A 22709-nucleotide genomic window follows, 5' to 3' on the forward strand; every position below is an offset into this window, starting at 1 on the left:
AATAGGTGTTTGGAAAAATTAAATTGACAACTAATCGAAAGACGACTTAACTCATAAAATGAAAATAATAGTCCCCATGGCAGGTCGTGGTTCCAGATTGCGCCCACATAGTTTAACCGTACCAAAACCTTTAATTCCGGTGGCAGGAAAACCTATTGTACATAGGTTGGTAACAGATATTGCTAAGATATTAAAGCAACCAATAGAAGAGATCGCCTTTGTTTTAGGAGATTCCGCTTGGTTTGGAAATGATGTGATTGATAGCCTGGAAGATTTGGCTAAAAGCTTAGGTGCCAAAGCCTCTATTTATCGTCAAGATAAACCCTTAGGAACTGGTCATGCTATTATGTGTGCCGAACCTTCTTTGTCTGGACCTGCGGTAATTGCTTATGCCGATACACTAATTCGAGCGGATTTCGATTTGGACAATCAGGCCGATAGCGTGATTTGGACTAAACAAGTTGATAATCCAGAAGCTTATGGTGTGGTAAAGCTTAACGATAAAAAGGAAATTGTTGAGTTGGTAGAGAAACCCAAAATTTACGTAAGTGATCATGCTGTTATTGGCATATACTATTTTAAGGATGTGGGGGTTTTAAAAAACAAACTACAAGAGGTTTTAAATGAAAATATTACTAATGGAGGGGAGTACCAAATTAATGATGGTATAAAACGAATGATGGCCGAAGGCTTTATATTTAAAACAGGAAAGGTAGATGAGTGGATGGACTGCGGCAATAAGGCCATTACTGTTCAGACAAATGCCAAAATGCTAGGGTTTTTGCAGCAAGATGGCGAGGAACAATTGGTTGAGCCAACTGTTCAATTGGAAAATTCCCAAATTATTGAACCTTGCTTTGTTGGAGATAATGTTAAACTTATAAATACAACTATTGGACCTAATGTATCCATTGGTGAAAATTCGATTATAGAAAATTCCAACGTTAAAAATAGCTTAATCCAAACCTATACAACCATTAAAAACGCTAATTTAGACAACGCCATGATTGGCAATCATGTTACGTATAATGGAAATTATATTTCAGTTAGTATAGGCGATTATTCAGTATTGGAATAATATTTTGTCATTCCCTTGAAGAAAGTAATCCTATTAATTTAAAATTTTGGAATACTATTTGAAAAAGATTTGTTATATCCCATAATTTATGCAGACAAGGACCTATATAATTATTTTGTCTTTTGGAATACTATTTCTTGTTCCTCGGTTTAATTCTGCTCAAGTGGATTTTAATAAAACACCTGATGATGATTTAGGTAATATTGAAGATCAGTTTCAGGAATATTTTTATGAAGCCTTAAAGCAAAAGGGGATAGAAAATTACGACCGTTCAGTTGAGGCACTTTTAAAATGTATTGGTTTAAATGATGAACCAGCTGTATTGTATTTTGAGCTTGGAAAAAATTACAACAAACTTAAAAACTTTGCTGCTGCCGAAGACGCCTTAAAAAAAGCGGTCAGTAAAGCACCTGATAATGAATGGTATTTGGATGAACTATATGGGTTTTATGCTGCTCAAAACGATTTCGAAAAGGCAATAGAAACCATTAAGCAACTGGTTAAGCACCACCCTGATTATAAAGAGGATTTGGCCACACTTTATGTAAGGACGAAAAAATATGATGAGGCATTAGCACTTTTAGACGAATTGGATAAAACACATGGCATTTCAACAAACAGAGACCGGTTGCGTAATCAGATTTATAAAGCTACGGGACGTAAAAAAGAACAGATTAAGAATTTGGAACAGCGTGTTAATGATACTCCTAAAAAGGAATCCAATTACTTAGCACTTATTTTTCACTATAGTGAAAACAATCAAAAAGATAAAGCTTTTGAAACCGCAAAAGAACTATTGAAAATTAACCCCAATTCCCAATTGGTACATTTGGCTCTCTATAAGTTTTATTTAGACGACAACCAATCAGAGCAGGCAATTGAATCCATGAAGATTGTTTTGAAAAGTGAAGAAATCAAGCCAGACGCCAAGCTTAAGGTGTTATCAGATTTTGTAAAATTTGTAGACAAATACCCGGAATACGAGGCCCAATTGATAGAAGCTACGATCTTGGCAGAAAGTCAGAGCGACATTAAAACATTGGAAGAATTGGGCCAATATTACTTGGCCAAAGGGAACAAAGAAAAGGCCTTGAGTTATTTTGAATCAGTATTGCGATTAGACAATAATAACTTTAGTGTGTTGCAAAATGTTTTATTGTTGAAATTGGATCTAAATCAATTTGAGCATGTATTGGAGCAAAGCTCTGATGCACTTTCAAAATATCCATCACAACCACTATTTTACTTAATCAGTAGTGTTGCTTTGAATGCAATGAATCAACCAAATAGGGCGTTAGAAGTTCTTGAAGAAGGGATAGATTACATTGTCGATAACACTAAAATGGAAATCGATTTTTATAACCAATTAAGTAAGTCTTATACTTTGTTAAACAATACAGTAAAGGCTAAAATGTTTAGTTATAAGGCAAAACAATTACAAACGTCTAATAAAAAATAGATTCTTGAAAAAGCACCATTATATACTTTTTTTATTATGCTTATTAGTATTAAACTGTAAGTCTTACAAAAGCTTAAGTTTAGGCGAAGCGAATTTAAATTTGACGACAAAGCAAGTTATAAGGGAAAATATTAAACGAACCCCAAAATTTAAAACTTTAGCTTCCCGGGTTAAAATTGATATTATTAATGGTAATTCCTCAAAAGGGTATACTGTTAATTTGCGTATGGAAAAAGATAAGCAAATATTATTGACTTCATCACCAATATCGTTAGTAAAAGTGCTTATTACACCAGATAAGTTGAGTTTTTATAACAAGTTGGACAACACTTATTTTGATGGGGATTATAAGTATTTAAGTAAAATTTTAGGTACTGATTTAGATTTTGAAAAGGTTCAAAATTTGCTATTGGGAGAGGCATTATATAGCTTAAAAGACGGTTCGTACAGCTCATTCATTCACGATAGGAAATATGCCTTACAACCTAAAAGACAGCAGGAACTTATCGATATTTTCTATATATTAAATCCATCGCATTTTAAAATAGAATCACAACAAATCTCTCAGTCAGCGTTATCAAGACATTTACAAATAGATTATTTACAATATCAGGAAGTGCAAAAACAATCATTTCCAGAGCGTATAAAGGTTATTGCTGTTGAAGCAATTGAGGAGTTAACGGTTGAACTGGAATTTAAAAGTATGTCATTAAATCAAGACTTAAGGTTTCCTTTTAAAATTCCTTCTGGATATGATGAAATAGAATTGTAATGACTAAAAATAAGCACATATTTAGAGTTATATTAACCATGTTATTGTGTTTCACAACACTAGCTTTTTCACAAAACAGAAAGCTAGAACTTGAAACTCGTAGACTGGAATTACGTAGGGAAATCCAAAAAATGAATGCCTTACAAGCTGAAAACAAGTCAAAGGCCAAATCGGAATTATCACTTATAGAGGATTTCAATTATAAAATTAGTGTGCTTAATAATTTAATAAAAATCACTAACCAGCAAGCTAACTATTTATCTAGGGAAATCAATGCCAATCAAAAAAAAATATCTGCTTTACGTGATGAATTAAAAGCCTTAAAGGAAGATTATGCGGCCATGATAGTGAAGTCCTATAAGAGTAAAAACAAACAAAGTAGGGTTATGTTTTTATTGTCTTCAAACGATTTTAAGCAAGCTTACAAGCGCTTACAATACATTAAACAATACACCAATCACCAGAGGCAACAAGGCGAAACCATTAAGGCAAAAACTCAAGAACTGCAACAGACAAATCAGGATTTATTGAAACAACGGGCAGAAAAGGAAAAGCTGATTGCAGACAATAGAACAACTCAAAAAACACTTGAATCTACAAGGCAGCAACATGAAGTGTTGATGCGTTCCATTAAAAAGAATATTAATAAATATACGGCACAAATAAGAGCGAAACAGCAAGAGGCAGCCCGTATAGATAGAGAGATTGAAAAAATAATTAAGGCAGCCATAGTACTTTCAAATAAGCGGGCGGGTAAATCTACATCATCAACTAATTTTGCCCTAACACCCGAAGAAAAAATATTGGCCTCAAACTTTTTGGCCAACAAAGGGAAACTACCTTGGCCAGTAGAAAGTGGCATTGTAAAAGTACGTTATGGTACCCAACCCCATCCTATTAACAGGTCACTTACCATAAAAAGCAATGGTGTACGCATCGTAACTGAAAAGGGGGAACAGGTTCGCGCGGTATTTAATGGTGAAGTCATAGGCGTCATTACACTTAAAAATGTGAATCCATTGGTTATGGTACGCCATGGCAATTATATTACTACCTATAAAAACCTTTCCAAAGTTTATGTAAAGGAAGGAGATAAGGTGACTACTAAACAACTGATAGGTGAAGTGGCTACCAATAAGGCTTCAGGGGAAACTATACTTAGTTTTGTGGTCTCTAAAGAAAGTACTACTCAAGATCCATCAACTTGGATTTATAAGATGTAAAAAAAACTGCGATTCAACCTTAGAACAGTCAAAGGAAAGGCAGAAATTTTATTTATTTGACCAAAATTAAATGAATATTTGAAAACACTATTATTTGAACAAAGCTTTTAATTCACTAGCATCAGAAGGTTTTATTTTACCAGCTAACAAAAGGCTTAATTGTTTGCGGCGAAGAGCGGCATCAAAACGTTCTTTTTCCAAAGTAGTTTCAGGTTTAATCTGAGGAACAGCAACGGGATGACCAATATCATCAACAGCAACAAAGGTGTAAATGGCTTCATTAGCTTTAGTTTTTTCGCCTGATTCACGATCTTCAATCCATACATCAATGAACACTTCCATAGAGGTTTTAAAGGCCCGAGATACTTTAGCCTCAACAGTTACTACACTACCCAAAGGCACTGCTTTTGTGAAGGCCACGTGATTAACCGAAGCGGTCACTGTAATCCGTCTGCTATGGCGTCGGGCAGCAATGCTGGCAGCACGATCCATACGGGCCAATAACTCGCCACCAAATAAATTGTTTAAGGGGTTAGTCTCACCTGGCAAAACCATATCGGTAAGTACAGTTTTGGACTGTTCGGGTGTTTTTACTTGCATTATTCCTATTGTTTTAATGCTACAAAGGTAATATGCTTTTAAGTTTTAAGATATAAAAACAAACTTAAATTTTTATTGTCTCCAGTCTAAACAAAAGGTAAATGAAAAATCTTGTTATTTCTCCACCTTTACAATAAACATTCTGTCATGGGATGGGCTATTAGCTTTCAATTGCAGTGCCTTGGTAGCTAATTTTAAATCGTTAAAAGATTCATTGTAAATAAAGTAATAATTACTTTTGGAATCAAAGAAAAAGCGAATGTTTGGATATCCATAAGATCCTAAACTTTTTATAAAATCATCTCTTTTAGAAGCTTCTTTAAAAGCATCTAAAACTAGATAAAATCCGCTATTAATATTATCTATACTTTTTGCAATGTGAATAATGTTGGGGCTTTTTCTAAAGTCAAAATCATCTCCCGTATTCGTATGTGCTAATTCAGAGGAAATTTCATCTATATCATTTTTTTCTGGTTGGTGAGTATCAACAGGACTAAAGTTATTGTAAAAAGATTTTTCATTAGATATTCTGTCCACATCAATCCAGGCATCTTTATTATGGGTTTTTCGTATCTCCCTAACAGCTTTTAGGGCATCCGGTCCAGTTTCGTAGCTGGCATAAACAACTTCGTGTAATCCATATTTATTAACACCTTTATATCTTGCGGGATAGCCTAAGCTTTTAAGTTGATGGACCATCTTCACGGCGTTTTCCTCAATTCTAAAAGCACCAGCAACAATATGATAGTTTCCTGCTTGTTTAATGGCATTAAGTGTAATGGCAGGAAGCGTATTTAAACTAAAAGTGGCCTCTTGGATCTTAGTTTCAAGTTGGTGATTAGCTTCTTCTTGGGCAACTTGGTTATGGGTTTCAATTTTATTTACATAATAATTTGAAGCTACATATCCACCTAAGGTCAAAGCAATTATAGCTACAGCAGCATATCTTAAATAAGACTTGTTTTTGCGCTTTTCTGGAGTAACTCCAATAGGGATAACACGCTCAATAGCCTCAGCAGTTTCTTTATAGACTTCTCGAGTTACAGCTGGCGATTCAAACTTGGATAGGCCAAAAGCATCGGTTAGATAGTTTAGTTGGTAGGTTGGCTCAAATAAAATTTTACCTTCCGTATTAAAAACTATTTCACCTATGTTTTTAAAAGTAAGTGTCTCACCTTGAGTTAAGTAAGACTTTAAAAGTTTTACGCGTTTATCTATTTTTTTATTGGCAACTTCAAAAGGGATTTTCTCTACTTCAGCAATATAATGGGCCAATAACCCATCATTTTTTTGGATTTGTTCATTAAAGGATAACACTTTTTTAGGAGGAAAAAAAGCATGTGTAGATTCTTCTATGCTAGCAGATACTCGGTGTGTTAAAAACGCACCAAATCCTGGGATGGTAACACATTCGTATCTGTAAAGTAAATCACTAATGTAGGTTTCAAGTTGCATGAAAACAAAGTTAAAAAATTATGCATATTTAAGAAATTTAGAATATAGTATTTATTAACAGTTTAGAAAATTTCTTTACTTGCAGGTTGTAAAACAATGAATTTTGTATGGCAGAAGATAACTTGATTTATGCATTAGCTTTACAGCATGTACCCAATATTGGTGATATTTTGGCCAAACGGCTTATTGCCAATTGCGGTTCTGCTGAAGCGGTATTTAAAGAGAAAAAGCAAAAACTGCTTAAGATTAATGGTATAGGACAAGTTACACTTTACGATTTTTTCAAAACAGATCATTTAAAAGCAGCTGAAGCAGAGTTAAGGTTTATAAAAGATAATGATATTAAGGTGTCCTATTTTGAAGATGGTTTCTACCCAACAAAGTTAAAGCATTGTATTGATGCCCCTATTTTGCTGTTTGAAAAAGGTAATATTAATTTTGATAACTATCCTGTTATCAGCATTGTTGGTACACGTAAGATTACAAATAATGGTATGGCATTTTGTGAAAAACTTATAGAAACCTTAAACCCGTATAACCCTATTATTATTTCGGGATTTGCTTATGGCACCGATATTACTGCACATAAAGCCGCCATTAAAAATGGTCTGCAAACCATTGCTTGTTTGGCACATGGGATGAATCAAATTTACCCTAAAACCCATAAACGCTATGTTGCTGATGTAGAGAAGCATGGTGGCTTCTATACCGATTTTTGGAGTAATGCCCCGTTCGATAGAAATAACTTTTTAAAGCGTAACCGCATTATAGCTGGATTAAGTGAAGCAACTATTGTAATAGAATCTGCTGAAAAGGGGGGAAGTTTAGTTACTGCCGATATTGCCAATTCCTATAACCGAGAGGTCTTTGCGGTACCGGGTAGAACCATCGATAGCCAAAGTGCAGGATGTAATAATTTAATTAAATACCAAAAAGCACACATGCTTACCACACCTTTGGATGTGCCTTATATATTGAATTGGAAATTGGAAGAAGAAATTAAACCTGTTATCCAAAAGCAGTTGTTTGTTGAGTTGAGCAAAGAAGAGAAAATCATATACAACTATCTAAAGGCAAACGAGAAGCAATTATTGGATACAATTGCTTTAGATTGTAATATGCCCATATTTAAGGTAAGCAGTACATTATTGAATATGGAACTAAAAGGCGTTATTCGTCCTTTGCCAGGGAAATTATTTGAGGTTATATAATAGGCCTATAAGTTTCAAAAACTTGACAGGTCTAATTGTTAATACCCAACTTTCTCACGAACCCTATGCAATACCTCATTGGCAATTCGTTTAGCTTTTTCGGCACCAACAGCTAATGCCTTATCTATTTCGTTGAGGTTGTTCATATAGTAATTATATTTTTCACGAGGCTCTGCAAAATGTGTGATGAGGAGTTCAAACAAGGCTTGCTTGGCATGTCCATAACCGTAACCACCCTTTTCGTAATTAGTTTTCATATAAGCAGTTTCTTCTTCAGAAGCCAATAATTGGTACAATGCAAAACAATTACAAGTTGTCCAATCTTTTGGGTCTTCAAGTGGTGTACTATCTGTTTTTATGGACATGATTTGCTTGCGCAATTTTTTGTCGTCCAAAAAGATATTGATGGTATTGTCCCTGCTCTTGCTCATCTTTTCACCATCGGTACCGGGAATGAGCATTGTGTTTTCTTGAATTTTGGCATCAGGCAACACAAAGGTTTCACCACCCATTTTGGCATGAAAACGGGATGCTACATCGCGAGTCATTTCTATATGCTGTAATTGATCTTTGCCAACTGGAATAATATCAGAATCGTACAACAATATGTCGGCAGCCATAAGCATAGGGTAGTTAAACAAACCCGAATTCACGTCTTCCAAGCGGTCCGCTTTATCTTTAAAGCTATGCGCTAAAGTAAGGCGTTGATACGGAAAAAAACAACTAAGGTACCATGACAATTCAGTGACTTGTGGGATGTCACTTTGTCTATAAAATACTGTTTTTTCAACATCCAAACCAAAAGCCAACCAAACTGCAGCTGTCGAATAAGTGTTCATTCTAAGGGTTTCAGCATCTTTTATTTGTGTTAGGGTGTGCAAATTGGCAATAAACAAATACGAATCGTTTTTGGGGTCTTCAGCCATTTTAATTGCTGGTATAATTGCGCCTAAAATATTGCCTAAGTGCGGAGTGCCAGTACTTTGTATACCTGTAAGTATCCTTGCCATATTATGACCTGCAAAAGCAGATATCTTTTTAAGGGTTAAACGAAAGAAGCAAAGGTAATTTTTTTAATAGAAATGCTCAATACAATTATGTATTTTTGGTATCTATGACTTTATTGAAATATCTGTTTTGGGTGCTTTACCGCATATGGTTTTATGTATTGGTGGCATTGCCCATAATCATTTTGTTCCCCGTTTTGTTGATTTCTATTTCCAAGGACTCTTGGTATCCTTTCTTTTTTAAGTTGGCCCGTATTTGGGCCCGTATTATTTTAATCGGTATGGGCTTTGAGATTAAAATTGAGCGAGAACAAAATCCAGAACAGGGCAAAAGCTATATGTTTATTGCAAATCATACGTCTATGGCCGATATTATGTTGATGCTAGTTTCGGTTAAAAATCCATTTGTGTTTGTAGGGAAGAAGGAATTGGCTAAAATACCCTTATTTGGTTTTTTTTATAAGCGTACCTGTATCATGGTAGATAGAAGTTCAGAAAGAAGTAGGAAAGCGGTTTTTTTAAGAGCCCAACGCCGTTTGGAACAAGGCTTGAGTATTTGTATATTTCCAGAAGGAGGTGTACCGCAAGAACATATTGATTTAGATGATTTTAAAGACGGTGCATTTAGATTGGCGATTAACCATAAAATACCAGTAGTGCCATTAACATTCTTTGATAATAAAAAAAGGTTTTCCTATACCTTTTTTAGTGGTGGCCCAGGCGCTATGCGTGTTAAAATCCATGAGTTTTTGCAAACCAACAATTTAACTATTGAAGACACTAAAACTTTAAATAAACAGGCAAGAGCCGTTATTTTGAGTCAACTTAAAAATGATGCATAAAAAAACTGCCCTTATAATGGGCAGTTTAATTTGATATTGGCATTTAAAGTCTTAAAAAACCAATATCCAGATCTAACCAAAAACCTAAAATTTAATAGCAAATCCAGTATAAACCCCTATAAAATAAGGTTTAAAATTACCAGAGGTATTGCTAAATGTGTTTATTTGATATTTAAATAGGGGCTCTAAATTTAAGTCCAATTGTTTTGTTATTTTGTAATTAAGACCAAGACCTAAATTGGCACTATAACTTACTTTGTTAATATTATTGGCTTCACCAATAAGTGTTCGGGAGCTACTGGTTTCAGAGTAGATTTTGTTTTCATTCAAGAAAAACGAACTAAAGCCACCGATAACATTAACGCCAAATTTTTTATCTAACAGGGTATATTGAATTTCAAGAGGAACTTCAATAAAACCAAACTCTTGATTAAGAGACGTATTGGTTGCGGAAGAAAGTAGCCCGCTACTAACCTTAGGATTGAAGTTATCTGCACTAGCAAATGACATATTATCTGAAGTGTTTACGGAATTTAAAGTGTAGTTACTGGATTCCGATTTTATATTAGGCAATGCAGCACTTATCGTGTTTTCAGGAGCTCCAATAGACTGAAAAACAACTACATCGTTCGTGTTATATCCTAAACGAACTTTGTTGACACCCGAACGGATGCGCAATCTTTTATTGACAGCATAACTGGCTTTAATACCATAACTCATATTTAGTTCGCTCGTTTTAGCGTTACTGTTAAACTGTGGATCTATGGAAGAACCTTCACCCAAACTGTTAAAATAAACAGGCGCAGCGTTTGGGGCAACACTCCACCTGCTAAATTTCTCTTCTTCAATAAGCTCTTTAATGTCCTTGTCTATTAAATCTTCAATAGAAGGTTCTGTTTTGTCATCTGTATTAGTTTGTGCTAAAGCAGAAGTGTCAGTATTTTGTACATTAAAACCAAGATCAGTTTCTCTAAACTTGAAAGGAGAAACTTTATCATTAACAGTATTTTTTCGCGGATTGTTTAAGGCTGAATTGTTATCGGCAATTTTGGTGTCCTGGTTTTGTAATACATTATCCTTTACAACGTTGGGTGTATTGGTTTCTGCATCTTTACTATTATTGTTGCGTTTTGAAAGCTTATTATGACCTTGTTCTTCAACATGTTCTGAAGCAATTGCACTTTGATTTTGTGATACTACAGGCTTGATTAACTTAGCAGGATTATTATTTAAAAAGGAATTATCATTAAAGTCATCATTGCGTTCCTCAATCTGATTTTCTTTAGAATTAGCTATAACAGCTTCAGAATCTGAAGGAGCTAGATTGTTTTCGTTATTTTCATTCTTGGAAGAATCTTCAGTTGCCTTTTCTATTGCGTTGGGCGATTCAGTTTCAACAACTTGATTGGTTGGAAGCTCTATTTTATTCCCAGAATTAAAATATAAACTACCTAAGGCAAGTAACAACACTAATAGAGCAGCTACACCAGCATAACGCCACCAAATAGGAATAACGCGACGCTTTTTCTTCTTTTCGAGCTGTGCTTCAATATTAGTCCAAACAGCATTGCTCGGTGTTGCCTCAAAGTCCTTGAACTTTTCTTGAAATAATCTATCTATATGTTTTTTTTCACTCATTATAATGACTGAATATGTTCGCTTAGGCTATGATTTTCAATAGTCTGCTTCAAAATTTGCCTAGCCCGTGACAGGTTGGACTTTGAAGTGCCGACACTTATCTTCAGCATGTTGGCTATATCTTTATGTGAATAGCCATCCAATACATAGAGGTTAAAAACCAAACGATACCTATCGGGCAAATTTTGAATGGCTTTTAAAAGATAGTCCAAAGAAATGGAATCCTCGTTAACCTCTATTTCAAAATCTTCGACTTCATTTTCATTAACAATGTTAAACACCTTCTCGGCCCGATACCGTTGTAAAGCGGTATTTATAGTAATGCGTTTTAGCCAACCCTCGAAAGAGCCTTTGCCTTTGTACTGTTCAATTTTATTGAAAATAGATAAAAAGGCATCTTGCAAGTTATCTTCGGCTTGCGCATAATTAGCTGAATACTTTAAGCAAATTGAGAACAACTTGCTCGAAAAGAGCTTATATAATTCTTCTTGTGCTTTAGTATCATGGTTTTTACAATGTGCTATGAGTTGCTCTAAACTCAAATTAAAAACGCATTAACAGTTATTTTTTATTAATCTATAACGGGTACCTCTATGGTTAAATATTGGTCTTCACCCGTATTATCTTCACCTTGCCAAAATTTAAAGATGTAAGACCCATTACTAGTTACAATAAAATTAAAAGTGGCTTCAACCAATTCGTCCTGAAGGCCAGTACAGCTATTGTTTTCCATTTCATGGTCAAACACATAGTTAATTGGTGCTACGGTACGCATATTATTTTCCTTGACATAATAAAAATTCCTAAATGCATAACAGGTAGTTGGCCTGTAATATTTTACGGTTATTGGATACGTTTTTCCCAATTCAAATTCATTAGGGATATCAACACTTTCCACAGGCATTATTTCTAAAGTATAACTTGTGGAATCATGATCTGTACTACAAGACAGAAAAAAAATAAACAAACAACTAAGGGCAAAAATTTTTTTCATAGTATAATTTTCAACAATCTTTTTCCTTTAGATGCTATTGTAAATAAAAGGTTGCGCCAAAATCAAAAAAATCTCGAAATATTTCGAGATTTTTTAATGCTATTCTTTTTTAAGGAGTTCCTTTATTTTGTCTTCCAACTCATCTAAAAGTTCTGGATTGTCTTTTATTATAGCTTTTACAGCATCCCTGCCTTGGCCAAGTTTAGTTTCACCATAGCTAAACCACGATCCACTTTTCTTAATGATTTCATGTTCTACCGCAACATCCAATACTTCACCTACCTTAGAGATGCCTTCACCATACATGATGTCGAATTCAGCAGCTTTAAAAGGTGGTGCAACCTTGTTTTTAACCACTTTTACACGCGTTTTGTTCCCCAATACATCTCCGTTACTATCTTTAATTTGGGTAGATCTTCTAATATCCAATCGAACCGAAGCATAGAATTTTAGTGCATTCCCTCCAGTAGTGGTCTCAGGGTTACCAAACATAACACCAATTTTTTCACGTAATTGATTAATGAAAATCACGGTACAATTGGTTTTACTAATAGATGCAGTAAGCTTTCTTAAAGCTTGAGACATTAAACGCGCATGAAGTCCCATTTTAGAGTCGCCCATTTCACCTTCAATTTCACTTTTGGGAGTTAATGCAGCAACAGAATCAACGATAACAATATCTATGGCTCCAGAACGTATAAGGTTATCGGCAATCTCGAGTGCCTGTTCACCATTATCGGGTTGGGAAATGATTAAATTATCGATATCCACTCCTAACTTTTCAGCATAAAATCTATCAAAGGCATGTTCGGCATCAATAAAAGCGGCAATACCACCATTTTTTTGAGCCTCAGCTATAGCATGCAATGTTAAGGTGGTTTTACCTGAGGATTCCGGGCCATAAATTTCTATAACTCGGCCTCTTGGGTAGCCACCCACACCTAATGCAATATCCAATCCTAAAGAACCTGATGAAATGGCCTCTACATCTACAACTGCAGCATCGCTCATTTTCATAACAGTTCCTTTCCCATAAGCTTTATCCAACTTATCCAAGGTAAGCTTTAGGGCTTTTAATTTTGCTTCTTTTTCACTCATTTATTTGTTGTTCTCTAGTTATACATGCTAAAGTAATATAACTTTTTTCAGAATACAATTTTATCACGCAACCTTTTTACACAATTTACATCTACTAACTAAAAAAGGGAAAAATTTGCTATGAACATATTTGGTGTTTCAGGAGCTATCTGGTTAATGGCAACTGTAAAACCGCAGTGACTAACTAAAAATAGTTAAAGAAAAGCACTTTAAGGTACTAAGGTGCTTTTTTTATGGGTTCCATTTAAAATTGTACTTTTGCGATTTAATACCAAATAAGGATTGGTATATATAATTTCTTTAATCTTAAAATATTAGTATAGCATGCAACTGTACAATACATTAAGTGCAAAAGAAAGGGCAACATTAATCGATAATGCGGGGCAGCATCGGTTAACACTTTCTTTTTATAAATATGCCAAAATTGGCAATCCCCAAGTTTTTAGGGATCATCTATTTATTACATGGCAGGCATTGGATGTTTTAGGTAGGATTTATGTAGCTTACGAAGGCGTTAATGCCCAATTATCGCTTCCTGCAGATCGGTTTAATGAGTTTAAAAATCATTTAGATTCTATAGGTTTTTTAAAAGATGTTCGGTTAAACATTGCTGTTGAACAGAATAATAAATCATTTTTAAAGCTTAAGGTAAAGGTCAGGAAAAAAATTGTTGCTGATGGTTTAAATGATGACACATTTGATGTAACCAACAAGGGTATTCATTTGGGAGCAAAAGCCTTTAATGAACTTATTGAAGATGAAAGCACTGTGTTGGTAGATATGCGTAACCATTACGAAAGTGAGATAGGTCATTTTAAAAATGCCCTAACACCCGATGTGGACACCTTTAGGGAATCGTTAGACATTATTGAAGCAGATTTAAAGGAGCATAAAGAATCCAAAAAATTGGTGATGTACTGTACGGGAGGGATTCGCTGTGAAAAAGCCAGTGCTTACTTCAAGCATAAGGGTTTTAAAAATGTATATCAATTACAAGGAGGTATTATTGAATATACTAGGCAAGTAAAAGAGCAAGGACTTGAAAATAAGTTTTTGGGACAGAATTTTGTGTTCGACGACCGTCGTGCTGAACGTATTAGTAATGATGTCATTGCCAATTGCCATCAATGCGGGGAGCCTTTCGATGTGCACACCAATTGTGCCAACGATGCGTGCCACTTGCTCTTTATTCAATGTGATCAATGCAAGAAGGAAATGAACAATTGTTGTTCTACTACTTGTAAGGAGATAAACGCCTTGCCTTACGAAGAACAAAAGGCATTACGCAAAGGGCAGGGCAATAGTAATGATATTTTCAAAAAAGGACGTGCTGGGCATTTGTTATATAAAAAAGATTTAAGGAACATTTTTGAAGTTTTAAAAACCAATAAGAAATAGAATTATGCAGCAGATAGAATTAATGGCTCCGGCAGGCAATTTTGAATCCCTGCAAGCCGCCTTGGATAATGGAGCAAATTCAGTGTACTTTGGAGTAGAACAACTAAACATGCGTGCCAGAGCCTCCATCAACTTTACTTTAGATGACCTTCAGGAGATTTCAGACCGATGTAAAGAAAAAAACGTAAGGACATATTTAACCTTAAACACAATTATATACGATCACGATCTATCCATTATAAAAACCTTGATTGCAAAAGCGAAAGAGGCTGATATTACTGCTGTTATTGCTATGGATCAAGCAGTGATTATGGCAGCTCGTGAAGCAGGCATGGAGGTGCATATTTCAACACAAATCAATATTACCAATATAGAAACAGTAAAGTTTTATGCGCTATTTGCCGATACCATGGTATTGAGTCGGGAGTTAAGTTTACGCCAAGTAAAAAAGATTACCGAACAGATTGAAAAAGACCAAATAAAAGGCCCGTCTGGGAAATTGGTTGAGATTGAAATTTTTGGACATGGCGCATTATGCATGGCGGTATCTGGCAAATGTTACATGAGTTTACACTCTCAAAATTCATCTGCCAACCGAGGCGCATGTAAACAAAATTGTCGAAAAAAATATACAGTCATCGATCAGGAAACGGGATTTGAAATGGAGTTGGATAATGAATATATTATGTCTCCAAAGGATTTGTGTACAATTGATTTTTTAAATGAAGTTATAGAAGCAGGTATTAAGGTCTTAAAAATTGAAGGCCGTGGTAGGGCACCAGAATATGTAGCTAAAGTGATAAAGTGTTATCGAGAGGCGATTGACAGTTTATATGATGGTACATACGACAAAGCTAAGGTCATAGCTTGGATGCAGAATTTGGAAAAAGTGTATAACCGAGGATTTTGGAGCGGGTATTATCTAGGGCAGAAACTAGGTGAATGGAGTAAGGGTTCTGGTTCTCATGCCACACAGAAGAAAGTGTATTTGGGTAAAGGAGTGCACTATTTTCCAAAATCGGAAATAGGCGAATTTAAGATTGAAGCTTACGATATTGCCCTTGGTGATACCATTTTAATAACTGGGCCAACAACAGGAGCCAAAGAAGTTGAGCTAAAGGAAATGTTTGTAAATGACCAACGCTTGGAGAAAGCCACTAAAGGTGATTCGGTGACCATAAAACTGCCGTTTAGAATTCGCCCTTCTGATAAGTTGTATAAAGTGGTTGAAAATAAAGTAGAATTTTAATGGTCGTTATTACGCTCCAAAGGCAAAAGTGTATTGGCTGTAACTATTGTGTGGAATTGGCACCACAGCAGTTTCAAATGTCCAAGAAAGATGGAAAATCAGTGTTATTACATTCAGCCGAAAAAAAAGGCTTTTTTACTTTAAAATCGAATGATGAAACCATATTGGATTCTTGTGAGAATGCATCAAAAGCTTGTCCAGTAAAAATCATTTCGGTAAAACATGTTTAAGTATATGGTTTGTTCTTTTTTAAGTACTGAGAATAATCATATATTTACAAAGGAAAATAAATTATGAACCTTCAGTTCGATATAAGTTAATTATTATCGAATTCAACATATAAACTATATGGCTTGTAACAGTTGTTCAACTGGAAAAGACGGTCAACCCAAAGGATGTAAAAACAATGGCACTTGTGGCACGGATAGTTGTAATAAACTAACGGTATTCGATTGGCTGTCTAATATGTCGCTGCCTAATGGTGAAAAACCATTTGATTGGGTAGAGGTACGTTACAAAAACGGTAGAAAGGAATACTACAAAAATACAGAGAATTTATCCCTTTGTATTGGTGATATTGTGGCTACTCAGGCTCAATCAGGACATGATGTGGGAATGGTTACCCTTACGGGAGAACTGGTGCGTATTCAAATGAAACGCAAGAACATAAGTGTTAGTAATGACGGTGCCTTAAAGATTTACCGAAAGGCCTCTCAAAAGGATATTGATATTTGGTCAGCCGCCCGCGATAAGGAAGAATCCATGAAGGTTAAGGCTAGACAGTTTGCAATAGATTTAAAATTGCAAATGAAGATTTCCGATATCGAATTTCAAGGCGATGCCAGTAAAGCTACATTTTACTACACTGCAGAAGAGCGCGTCGATTTTCGTGAGCTTATCAAGGTGTTTGCCCGTGAGTTTAGAATCCGTATTGAAATGAAACAGGTAGGATTTCGCCAGGAAGCATCAAGATTGGGTGGGATTGGATCCTGTGGTCGTGAATTATGCTGTTCTACTTGGTTAACCGATTTCCGTTCGGTAAGCACATCGGCAGCAAGATATCAGCAGTTGTCGTTAAATCCACTTAAATTGGCTGGACAATGCGGTAAATTAAAATGTTGCTTAAATTATGAGTTGGATACCTATTTGGATGCCCTGAAGGAATTTCCTAAAACCGATATTAAGTTACAGACTGAAAAAGGTATAGCTATTTGTCAAAAGATTGACATTTTTAAGGGCTATATGTGGTATGCTTATGAAGGCGAATGGATGAACTGGCATAGAATTACTGTAGAACAGGCTAATGAGATAATAGGATTCAATAAAAAGGGCAAAACCGTTACTAGTCTGGAAGAATATGTTTCAGATGTTATTGAAGATACTAAAACCGAATTTGAAAACGTTGTAGGTCAAGATAGTTTAACGCGTTTTGATAATCCAAAACGGAATAGAAAACGTAAAAATAGTAGGAACAGAAACAATAGAAATAAAAATAGAAGAAAGAAACCCCTAAACAGTAAAGATGCGTCTAAGTAGAGTATACCTTATTTTGTTTTCTTTTGCTTTAATGATGGTTTCTTGCGATTCCAATCGTGTTTTTGATGAGTATAAATCAGTACCCAACGTCTGGCATAAGGATTCTATAGCCAGTTTTAAAATAAACCCGCCAGATTCAATAAACCCATATAATCTGTTTGTTAATTTAAGAAATACCAATGTCTATAAATACAATAATTTGTTCTTAATTGTTGAGATGGTATTCCCACACGGTAAGACCATAGCAGATACGTTGGAATACAAAATGGCAGACCCAAGCGGTAAATTATTGGGAACAGGATTAACCGATATTAAAGAAAATAAATTGTGGTATAAGGAAGGGGTGGTGTTTAAAGAAGTTGGTGAGTATACCGTTAACATACAGCACGCCATGCGCGAAAATGGAAAAGTAAATGGTGTTGTAGAACTGGAAGGTGTTACAGATGTAGGTTTTAGAATAGAAAAGCCATAAAACACCAATTAACTTTAAAATACTTAAGGCACTTATAATTTTAGGCACTTTAGTTATGGCGAAAATAAAAAAACAAACCTCAAAGAACCAGGACTTTTCAAAATACATTCGTTGGTTTTGGATGTTGTTTTTAGCTGGAATAGTTTCAATAGTAGTATTATTCTTGGTTGCTTCATGGGGATGGTTAGGGGAACTGCCAGACCATACTGTTTTAGAAAACCCTAAAACTAATTTGGCGACAGAAATTATTTCTTCAGATGGAGAAACACTTGGAAAATTTTATTATGATGATAATAGAACACCTGTAGGTTTTGATGAGTTGCCCAAACATTTAGTTGAAGCCTTAATAGCTACCGAAGACGCTCGGTTTCATGACCATTCTGGAATAGATGCTCGAGGTACCTTACGTGCGGCTGTTATGTTGGGCAGTGGTGGTGGAGCTAGTACTATATCTCAACAATTGGCAAAACAGTTATTTACCAAACAAGTTTCAAAAAGTAAACTGGAGCGTGCTTTTCAAAAAGTAAGGGAATGGGTTATCGCTACCCGTTTGGAACGTCAATACACCAAAGAGGAAATCATCGCTCAATACTTTAATATTTACGATTTTCTTAATAATGCAGATGGTATTCGCAGTGCAGCCCGTATCTATTTTGGCAAGGAACCTTGGGATTTGGAGTTAAAAGAATCTGCTATGTTGGTAGGGATGTTTAAAAACTCGGCACTTTATAATCCTCGTGTTAGACCTGAAATTACAAAGGATAGACGCAATGTGGTATTGGCCCAAATGGAAAAGTATGGGTACATTACTGTACAGGTAAAAGATTCTTTACAGAAAACGGAGTTGGATTTAAACTATACACCAGAATCACATAGAGAAGGTATAGCGACTTATTTTAGGGAGTACTTAAAAACCTTTATGAAAGATTGGATTGAAAAAAATCCTAAGCCCGATGGAACTAAATGGAGTTTGTACAATGATGGATTAAAAATATATACTACTATCGATTCACGTATGCAGCAACATGCCGAAGATGCAGTTCAACAACACATGCCAAGGTTACAGGCCGAATTTTTCCACCAAAACACACCAAAGCGTAACCCCACAGCACCATTTTTAGAGTTGACGACAGGAGCTATAGATACTTTATTGTTGCGTGCTATGCGACAAACCAAGCGTTGGAATAGGATGAAATACGATTTAAAAAAGAGCAATGAAGAAATAGAACAATCTTTTTTTAAGCCTGTACAGATGACGGTTTTTGAATGGAAGGATGGAAAAGCTTCAGAAAAAGACACCATTATGAAACCCATTGACTCCATGCGTTATTATAAATCGTTTTTAAGAACAGGTATGATGTCCATGGATCCGCAAACAGGCCATGTAAAAGCTTGGGTTGGAGGCATTAATTACAGACACTTTCAATACGATATGGTCAAGCAAGGGAAACGCCAAATAGGATCAACTTTTAAACCGTTTGTATATACAGCGGCGATAGATCAATTGCATTTGTCACCTTGCGATGAAATACCTGATACGCCGTTTTGTATAGAAAAGAACAAGTATGGAAACCCAGAAGAATGGTGTCCTAAAAATTCTGATGACGATTATGGTGGGGTACGCACTTTAAAAAATGCTTTGGCGAATTCTGTAAATACGGTTACTGCTCGATTGATAGATAAAGTAGGTCCATTGCCAGTAAAAGAATTAGCAGAAAAGTTGGGTGTCGAATCTAATATTCCACCTGTGCCATCCATTGCGCTAGGAACTCCAGATTTAAGTGTTTACGAAATGGTAGGGGCTTATGCTGCTTTTGCCAATAAAGGTGTGTACACCAAACCTGTTATGGTCATGCAGATTGAAGATAAAAACGGAACCATTTTGTATCAATTTAAACCCAATACCCGTGACGTGTTAAGTGAGGAAACAGCCTATGTAACCGTAAAGCTGTTAGAGGGGGTTACACAATATGGATCAGGGGTTCGTTTAAGAACCAAAGGAGCAGATGCTTATAGGCCAGATTATAAGGAAATTGCAACCGGATATCCTTATGAATTTACCAATCCTATAGCTGGAAAGACGGGAACCACACAAAACCAAAGTGATGGTTGGTTTATGGGTATGGTACCTAATTTAGTAACTGGTGTATGGGTAGGAGGAGAAGATCGAGCTGTTCATTTTTCATCTATTACTTATGGTCAAGGAGCAGCTATGGCCTTACCAATATGGGGTTTGTATATGAAAAGTTGTTATGCCGATGAGGAGCTAAACATCTCTAAGGATGAATTTGAACCACCTGCAGCCCTTTCTATAATTGTAGATTGTTCAGAGGAAGGGAAGAGCACTATTATTGATGATATCCAAGAAGAGGCTGTTCCCGAGGGATTGGATTTTAATTAAGTCTTCCGTCCTACAGTCCTTTCCCATTTCAGGGAAGGAATTAGGTTTGTATTTTATTTTAAATCTTTCTCTTGTTAAGGCGAGGAAGTCTATATGGTTTTAGCAAAGGCTATAAAAAAACCTATCGATTCTGGGTTTTTCATAGAATCTATATTAATGGATTTTTCCAAAGGCATTTTTAACAAGATTTTTTTGACCGGAGCTTCCATTTTTTTGCCACTTATAGTATAGGGAATGTCTAGGACTTCAATAATAGTGTCAGGAACGTGCCTTGGCGAGTATTCTTTTTTAAGCTGTTCATTTATTTGGGTTTTTGTATCGTCTGTTAAATCAAAACCAGATTTCATTTTTACAAACAATGGCATAAAATGTTTACCACCATTTAATTCTAAATTCACAATGAGGGCATCTTCTATAGTTTCTATTTTATTAATACTTCTGTAAATTTCACTTGTGCCAATACGAATGCCATGTCGGTTTAAGGTAGCATCCGATCGTCCATAAATAACGAGTCCGTGGGTTTGGGAATTTATCTTTATAAAATCACCGTGTCGCCATTTCCCTGGATAATGTTCAAAATAACTGGCTTTGTAGTTTGCTTTATTAGGATCGTTCCAAAAATATATGGGCATGGAAGGCATAGGTTGGTCTATTGTCATTTCACCTAGTTCATCTTCTATGGGATGCCCATTATCATCATAAGCATATAGAGAGACACCTAGGGCACGACATTGAATTTCACCAGCATGAACGGCATAAAAGGGTGTACCACCCACAAAGGCTGTACATACATCGGTGCCTCCAGCCATTGAACATAGCCAAACGTTTTGTTTAATGTTTTCGTAGACATATTCAAAAGCTTCATAGGGCAATGGTGCCCCTGTAGAACTAATGGAACGGATTGATGCTAAACTGTATTTTTCTTTTAGAGAAATATTTCTTTTCATACTTGCCACTAAAAATGGTGCGCTTGTGCCAAAGTGGTTAATTTTAACGTCTTCCGAAAACTCCCATAGCTTGTAGAAATCTGGGGAAGTTGGGGACCCATCATATAATACAATAGTTGCACCCAGTAATAAAGGAGATTGAAGGAAGTTCCACATCATCCAGCCCGTAGTGGTAAACCAAAAATAGCGCTCACCCTCATGTACGTCATTTTGAAATGCTAAATATTTTAAGTGTTCCAATAAAATGCCGCCATGAGAATGTACTATGGCTTTAGGTAAGCCAGTTGTTCCTGAAGAATACAATACCCAGATAGGGTGATTAAAATCTACAGGTTCGAACGTCAATGGTTCACCTTGTTTTTTAAATATGTCGTTAATGTCTATAAAATCCTTTGGGAAATTTTCAATAGCATTTTTGTTGAGGTATGGCAATACAACAACCTTTTCTAAAGAAGGTAGAGCATTGGCGATGGCTATAGAAGCCCCAGTTTTATCATAAGGTTTTCCATTATAGTAATATCCATCAACCGTTATAAAAACCTTAGGTTTAATTTGTGCAAATCGGTCTATAACACTTTCGCTACCAAAGTCTGGTGATGTACTGGACCAAATAGCTCCTATGGAATTAGCTGCTAAAAATGAAATTGTCGCTTCGGGGACATTGGGTAGAAAGGCAACCACTCTATCACCTTTGGTAAGGCCGATAGATTTTAAATAAGTAACCATAGATGCGACCTTTTCCCGTAATTCATTCCAAGATATCTCAAGGTAAACGCCTTGTTCATTGTTAAATATTATGGCCGTTTCTTCACTTAAATGGGAATGTCTAAAAATATGTTCGGAATAGTTTAATGTTGCACCTAAAAACCATTCAACATCGGGCATAGTTCCTTTTGTTAAAACAGAGTAGTAGGGTTGATGTGAAATAACACCAAAATAATCCCAAATGCTTATCCAGAAATCTTCAATATGGTTTACAGACCATTGCCATAGCTCGTTATAGGTATTAAGTTGTAACTTCTTGTTATTGGCTAACCATGTTTTATATTTATATAAATGACTGTTTTCTTTGAAGGTAATTGAACCTTCCCATAATTTTTTATGATGCATTTATCCTTTTTTAAGAGGTTTAAAGATAATGATAATTCAAAGAAAAAAACAGGTTAAGATACCGCAGAAATTAAAGCTGTTATAGCTAAAGTGTTAAAAATTTATGCATTTCAACGATTTATTATGTTTTTAATCTATTTTTATTAAAAAAAGTTTCATATTTACAGTCCCCAAATAAACCTAATCAATTTTTAGATTTGTCTCAAGTCTACCATAAAT

At 35.4% G+C, this 22709-nt stretch carries 20 protein-coding genes; 12 read left to right on the forward strand and 8 right to left on the reverse strand.

From position 1 onward, the window contains the following. Window positions 1–58: 58 nt before the first annotated feature. From MR053_RS03415 to MR053_RS03430, 4 genes are all read left to right on the forward strand, one after another. A complete protein-coding gene (locus tag MR053_RS03415; protein ID WP_242131058.1) occupies window positions 59–1078 on the forward strand; it encodes a sugar phosphate nucleotidyltransferase in 1020 nt (339 codons plus the stop codon). Window positions 1079–1166: 88 nt separating this feature from the next. Next, window positions 1167–2537 (forward strand): tetratricopeptide repeat protein, encoded by a 1371-nt coding sequence (locus MR053_RS03420; RefSeq protein ID WP_242131059.1) that lies wholly within the window; start codon window positions 1167–1169, stop codon window positions 2535–2537. A gap of 100 nt (window positions 2538–2637) precedes the next feature. Next, window positions 2638–3309 carry a DUF4292 domain-containing protein gene (locus MR053_RS03425; RefSeq protein WP_242131060.1) on the forward strand — a complete coding sequence of 224 codons (672 nt, stop codon included), beginning with the start codon at window positions 2638–2640 and terminating at the stop codon, window positions 3307–3309. Next, the gene (locus MR053_RS03430) at window positions 3309–4532 is read left to right on the forward strand and encodes a murein hydrolase activator EnvC family protein (protein WP_242131061.1); all 1224 of its coding nucleotides are present in this window, start codon (window positions 3309–3311) and stop codon (window positions 4530–4532) included. Before MR053_RS03425 ends, MR053_RS03430 begins: the two co-directional genes overlap by 1 nt. Window positions 4533–4622: 90 nt before the next feature. Here the strand turns inward: MR053_RS03430 and MR053_RS03435 are convergent, their stop codons facing one another. Both MR053_RS03435 and MR053_RS03440 read right to left on the reverse strand, forming a co-directional pair. Beyond that, on the reverse strand, window positions 4623–5132 hold the full coding sequence (locus MR053_RS03435) for an acyl-CoA thioesterase (RefSeq protein ID WP_242131062.1): 510 nt from the start codon (window positions 5130–5132) through the stop codon (window positions 4623–4625). Between the two features lie 114 nt (window positions 5133–5246). After that, window positions 5247–6587: an HU domain-containing protein gene (locus MR053_RS03440; protein ID WP_317221702.1), complete on the reverse strand. Its 1341-nt coding sequence runs from the start codon at window positions 6585–6587 to the stop codon at window positions 5247–5249. 107 nt (window positions 6588–6694) lie between these two features. Here MR053_RS03440 and dprA point away from each other — a divergent pair, with 107 nt between their 5' ends. Further along, the gene (dprA, locus tag MR053_RS03445; RefSeq protein WP_242131063.1) at window positions 6695–7798 is read left to right on the forward strand and encodes a DNA-processing protein DprA; all 1104 of its coding nucleotides are present in this window, start codon (window positions 6695–6697) and stop codon (window positions 7796–7798) included. 38 nt (window positions 7799–7836) lie between these two features. On the opposite strand, the gene trpS is transcribed toward dprA, so the two are convergent. Then, the gene (gene trpS / locus MR053_RS03450) at window positions 7837–8808 is read right to left on the reverse strand and encodes a tryptophan--tRNA ligase (protein ID WP_242131064.1); all 972 of its coding nucleotides are present in this window, start codon (window positions 8806–8808) and stop codon (window positions 7837–7839) included. A gap of 104 nt (window positions 8809–8912) precedes the next feature. On the opposite strand from trpS, the gene MR053_RS03455 reads away from it, so the two are divergent. Beyond that, window positions 8913–9647, forward strand: a complete 735-nt coding sequence (locus tag MR053_RS03455; RefSeq protein ID WP_242131065.1) for a lysophospholipid acyltransferase family protein — start codon at window positions 8913–8915, stop codon at window positions 9645–9647. An 84-nt stretch (window positions 9648–9731) separates the two neighbouring features. Here the strand turns inward: MR053_RS03455 and MR053_RS03460 are convergent, their stop codons facing one another. The 4 genes from MR053_RS03460 to recA all read right to left on the reverse strand — a co-directional run bounded on the left by MR053_RS03460 (window position 9732) and on the right by recA (window position 13377). Beyond that, window positions 9732–11285 (reverse strand): hypothetical protein, encoded by a 1554-nt coding sequence (locus MR053_RS03460; RefSeq protein ID WP_242131066.1) that lies wholly within the window; start codon window positions 11283–11285, stop codon window positions 9732–9734. Beyond that, the gene (locus tag MR053_RS03465; RefSeq protein ID WP_242131067.1) at window positions 11285–11827 is read right to left on the reverse strand and encodes an RNA polymerase sigma factor; all 543 of its coding nucleotides are present in this window, start codon (window positions 11825–11827) and stop codon (window positions 11285–11287) included. Before MR053_RS03465 ends, MR053_RS03460 begins: the two co-directional genes overlap by 1 nt. 29 nt (window positions 11828–11856) lie before the next feature. Then, a complete protein-coding gene (locus tag MR053_RS03470) occupies window positions 11857–12279 on the reverse strand; it encodes a hypothetical protein (RefSeq protein WP_242131068.1) in 423 nt (140 codons plus the stop codon). A gap of 99 nt (window positions 12280–12378) precedes the next feature. Next, complete coding sequence (gene recA, locus MR053_RS03475; RefSeq protein ID WP_242131069.1) at window positions 12379–13377, reverse strand: recombinase RecA; 999 nt, start codon at window positions 13375–13377, stop codon at window positions 12379–12381. Between the two features lie 324 nt (window positions 13378–13701). On the opposite strand from recA, the gene trhO reads away from it, so the two are divergent. The 6 genes from trhO to MR053_RS03505 all read left to right on the forward strand — a co-directional run bounded on the left by trhO (window position 13702) and on the right by MR053_RS03505 (window position 20433). Continuing rightward, entirely contained in the window at window positions 13702–14775 is a 1074-nt protein-coding gene (trhO, locus tag MR053_RS03480; protein ID WP_242131070.1) for an oxygen-dependent tRNA uridine(34) hydroxylase TrhO, read from the forward strand. 4 nt (window positions 14776–14779) lie between these two features. Continuing rightward, entirely contained in the window at window positions 14780–16024 is a 1245-nt protein-coding gene (locus tag MR053_RS03485; RefSeq protein WP_242131071.1) for a peptidase U32 family protein, read from the forward strand. Continuing rightward, window positions 16024–16254: a ferredoxin gene (locus MR053_RS03490; RefSeq protein ID WP_223550204.1), complete on the forward strand. Its 231-nt coding sequence runs from the start codon at window positions 16024–16026 to the stop codon at window positions 16252–16254. The genes MR053_RS03485 and MR053_RS03490 overlap by 1 nt, the downstream gene beginning before the upstream one ends. A gap of 118 nt (window positions 16255–16372) precedes the next feature. Next, complete coding sequence (locus MR053_RS03495; protein ID WP_242131072.1) at window positions 16373–17560, forward strand: PSP1 domain-containing protein; 1188 nt, start codon at window positions 16373–16375, stop codon at window positions 17558–17560. Beyond that, a complete protein-coding gene (locus MR053_RS03500; protein WP_242131073.1) occupies window positions 17547–18032 on the forward strand; it encodes a gliding motility lipoprotein GldH in 486 nt (161 codons plus the stop codon). The genes MR053_RS03495 and MR053_RS03500 overlap by 14 nt, the downstream gene beginning before the upstream one ends. Window positions 18033–18087: 55 nt before the next feature. Further along, window positions 18088–20433: a penicillin-binding protein 1A gene (locus tag MR053_RS03505; RefSeq protein WP_242131074.1), complete on the forward strand. Its 2346-nt coding sequence runs from the start codon at window positions 18088–18090 to the stop codon at window positions 20431–20433. An 89-nt stretch (window positions 20434–20522) separates the two neighbouring features. On the opposite strand, the gene MR053_RS03510 is transcribed toward MR053_RS03505, so the two are convergent. Beyond that, entirely contained in the window at window positions 20523–22490 is a 1968-nt protein-coding gene (locus MR053_RS03510) for an acetoacetate--CoA ligase (protein ID WP_242131075.1), read from the reverse strand. Between the last annotated feature and the right edge of the window lie 219 nt (window positions 22491–22709).

It is taken from the genome of Aestuariivivens marinum (genome assembly GCF_022662175.1).
Classification (GTDB): domain Bacteria; phylum Bacteroidota; class Bacteroidia; order Flavobacteriales; family Flavobacteriaceae; genus Aestuariivivens; species Aestuariivivens marinum.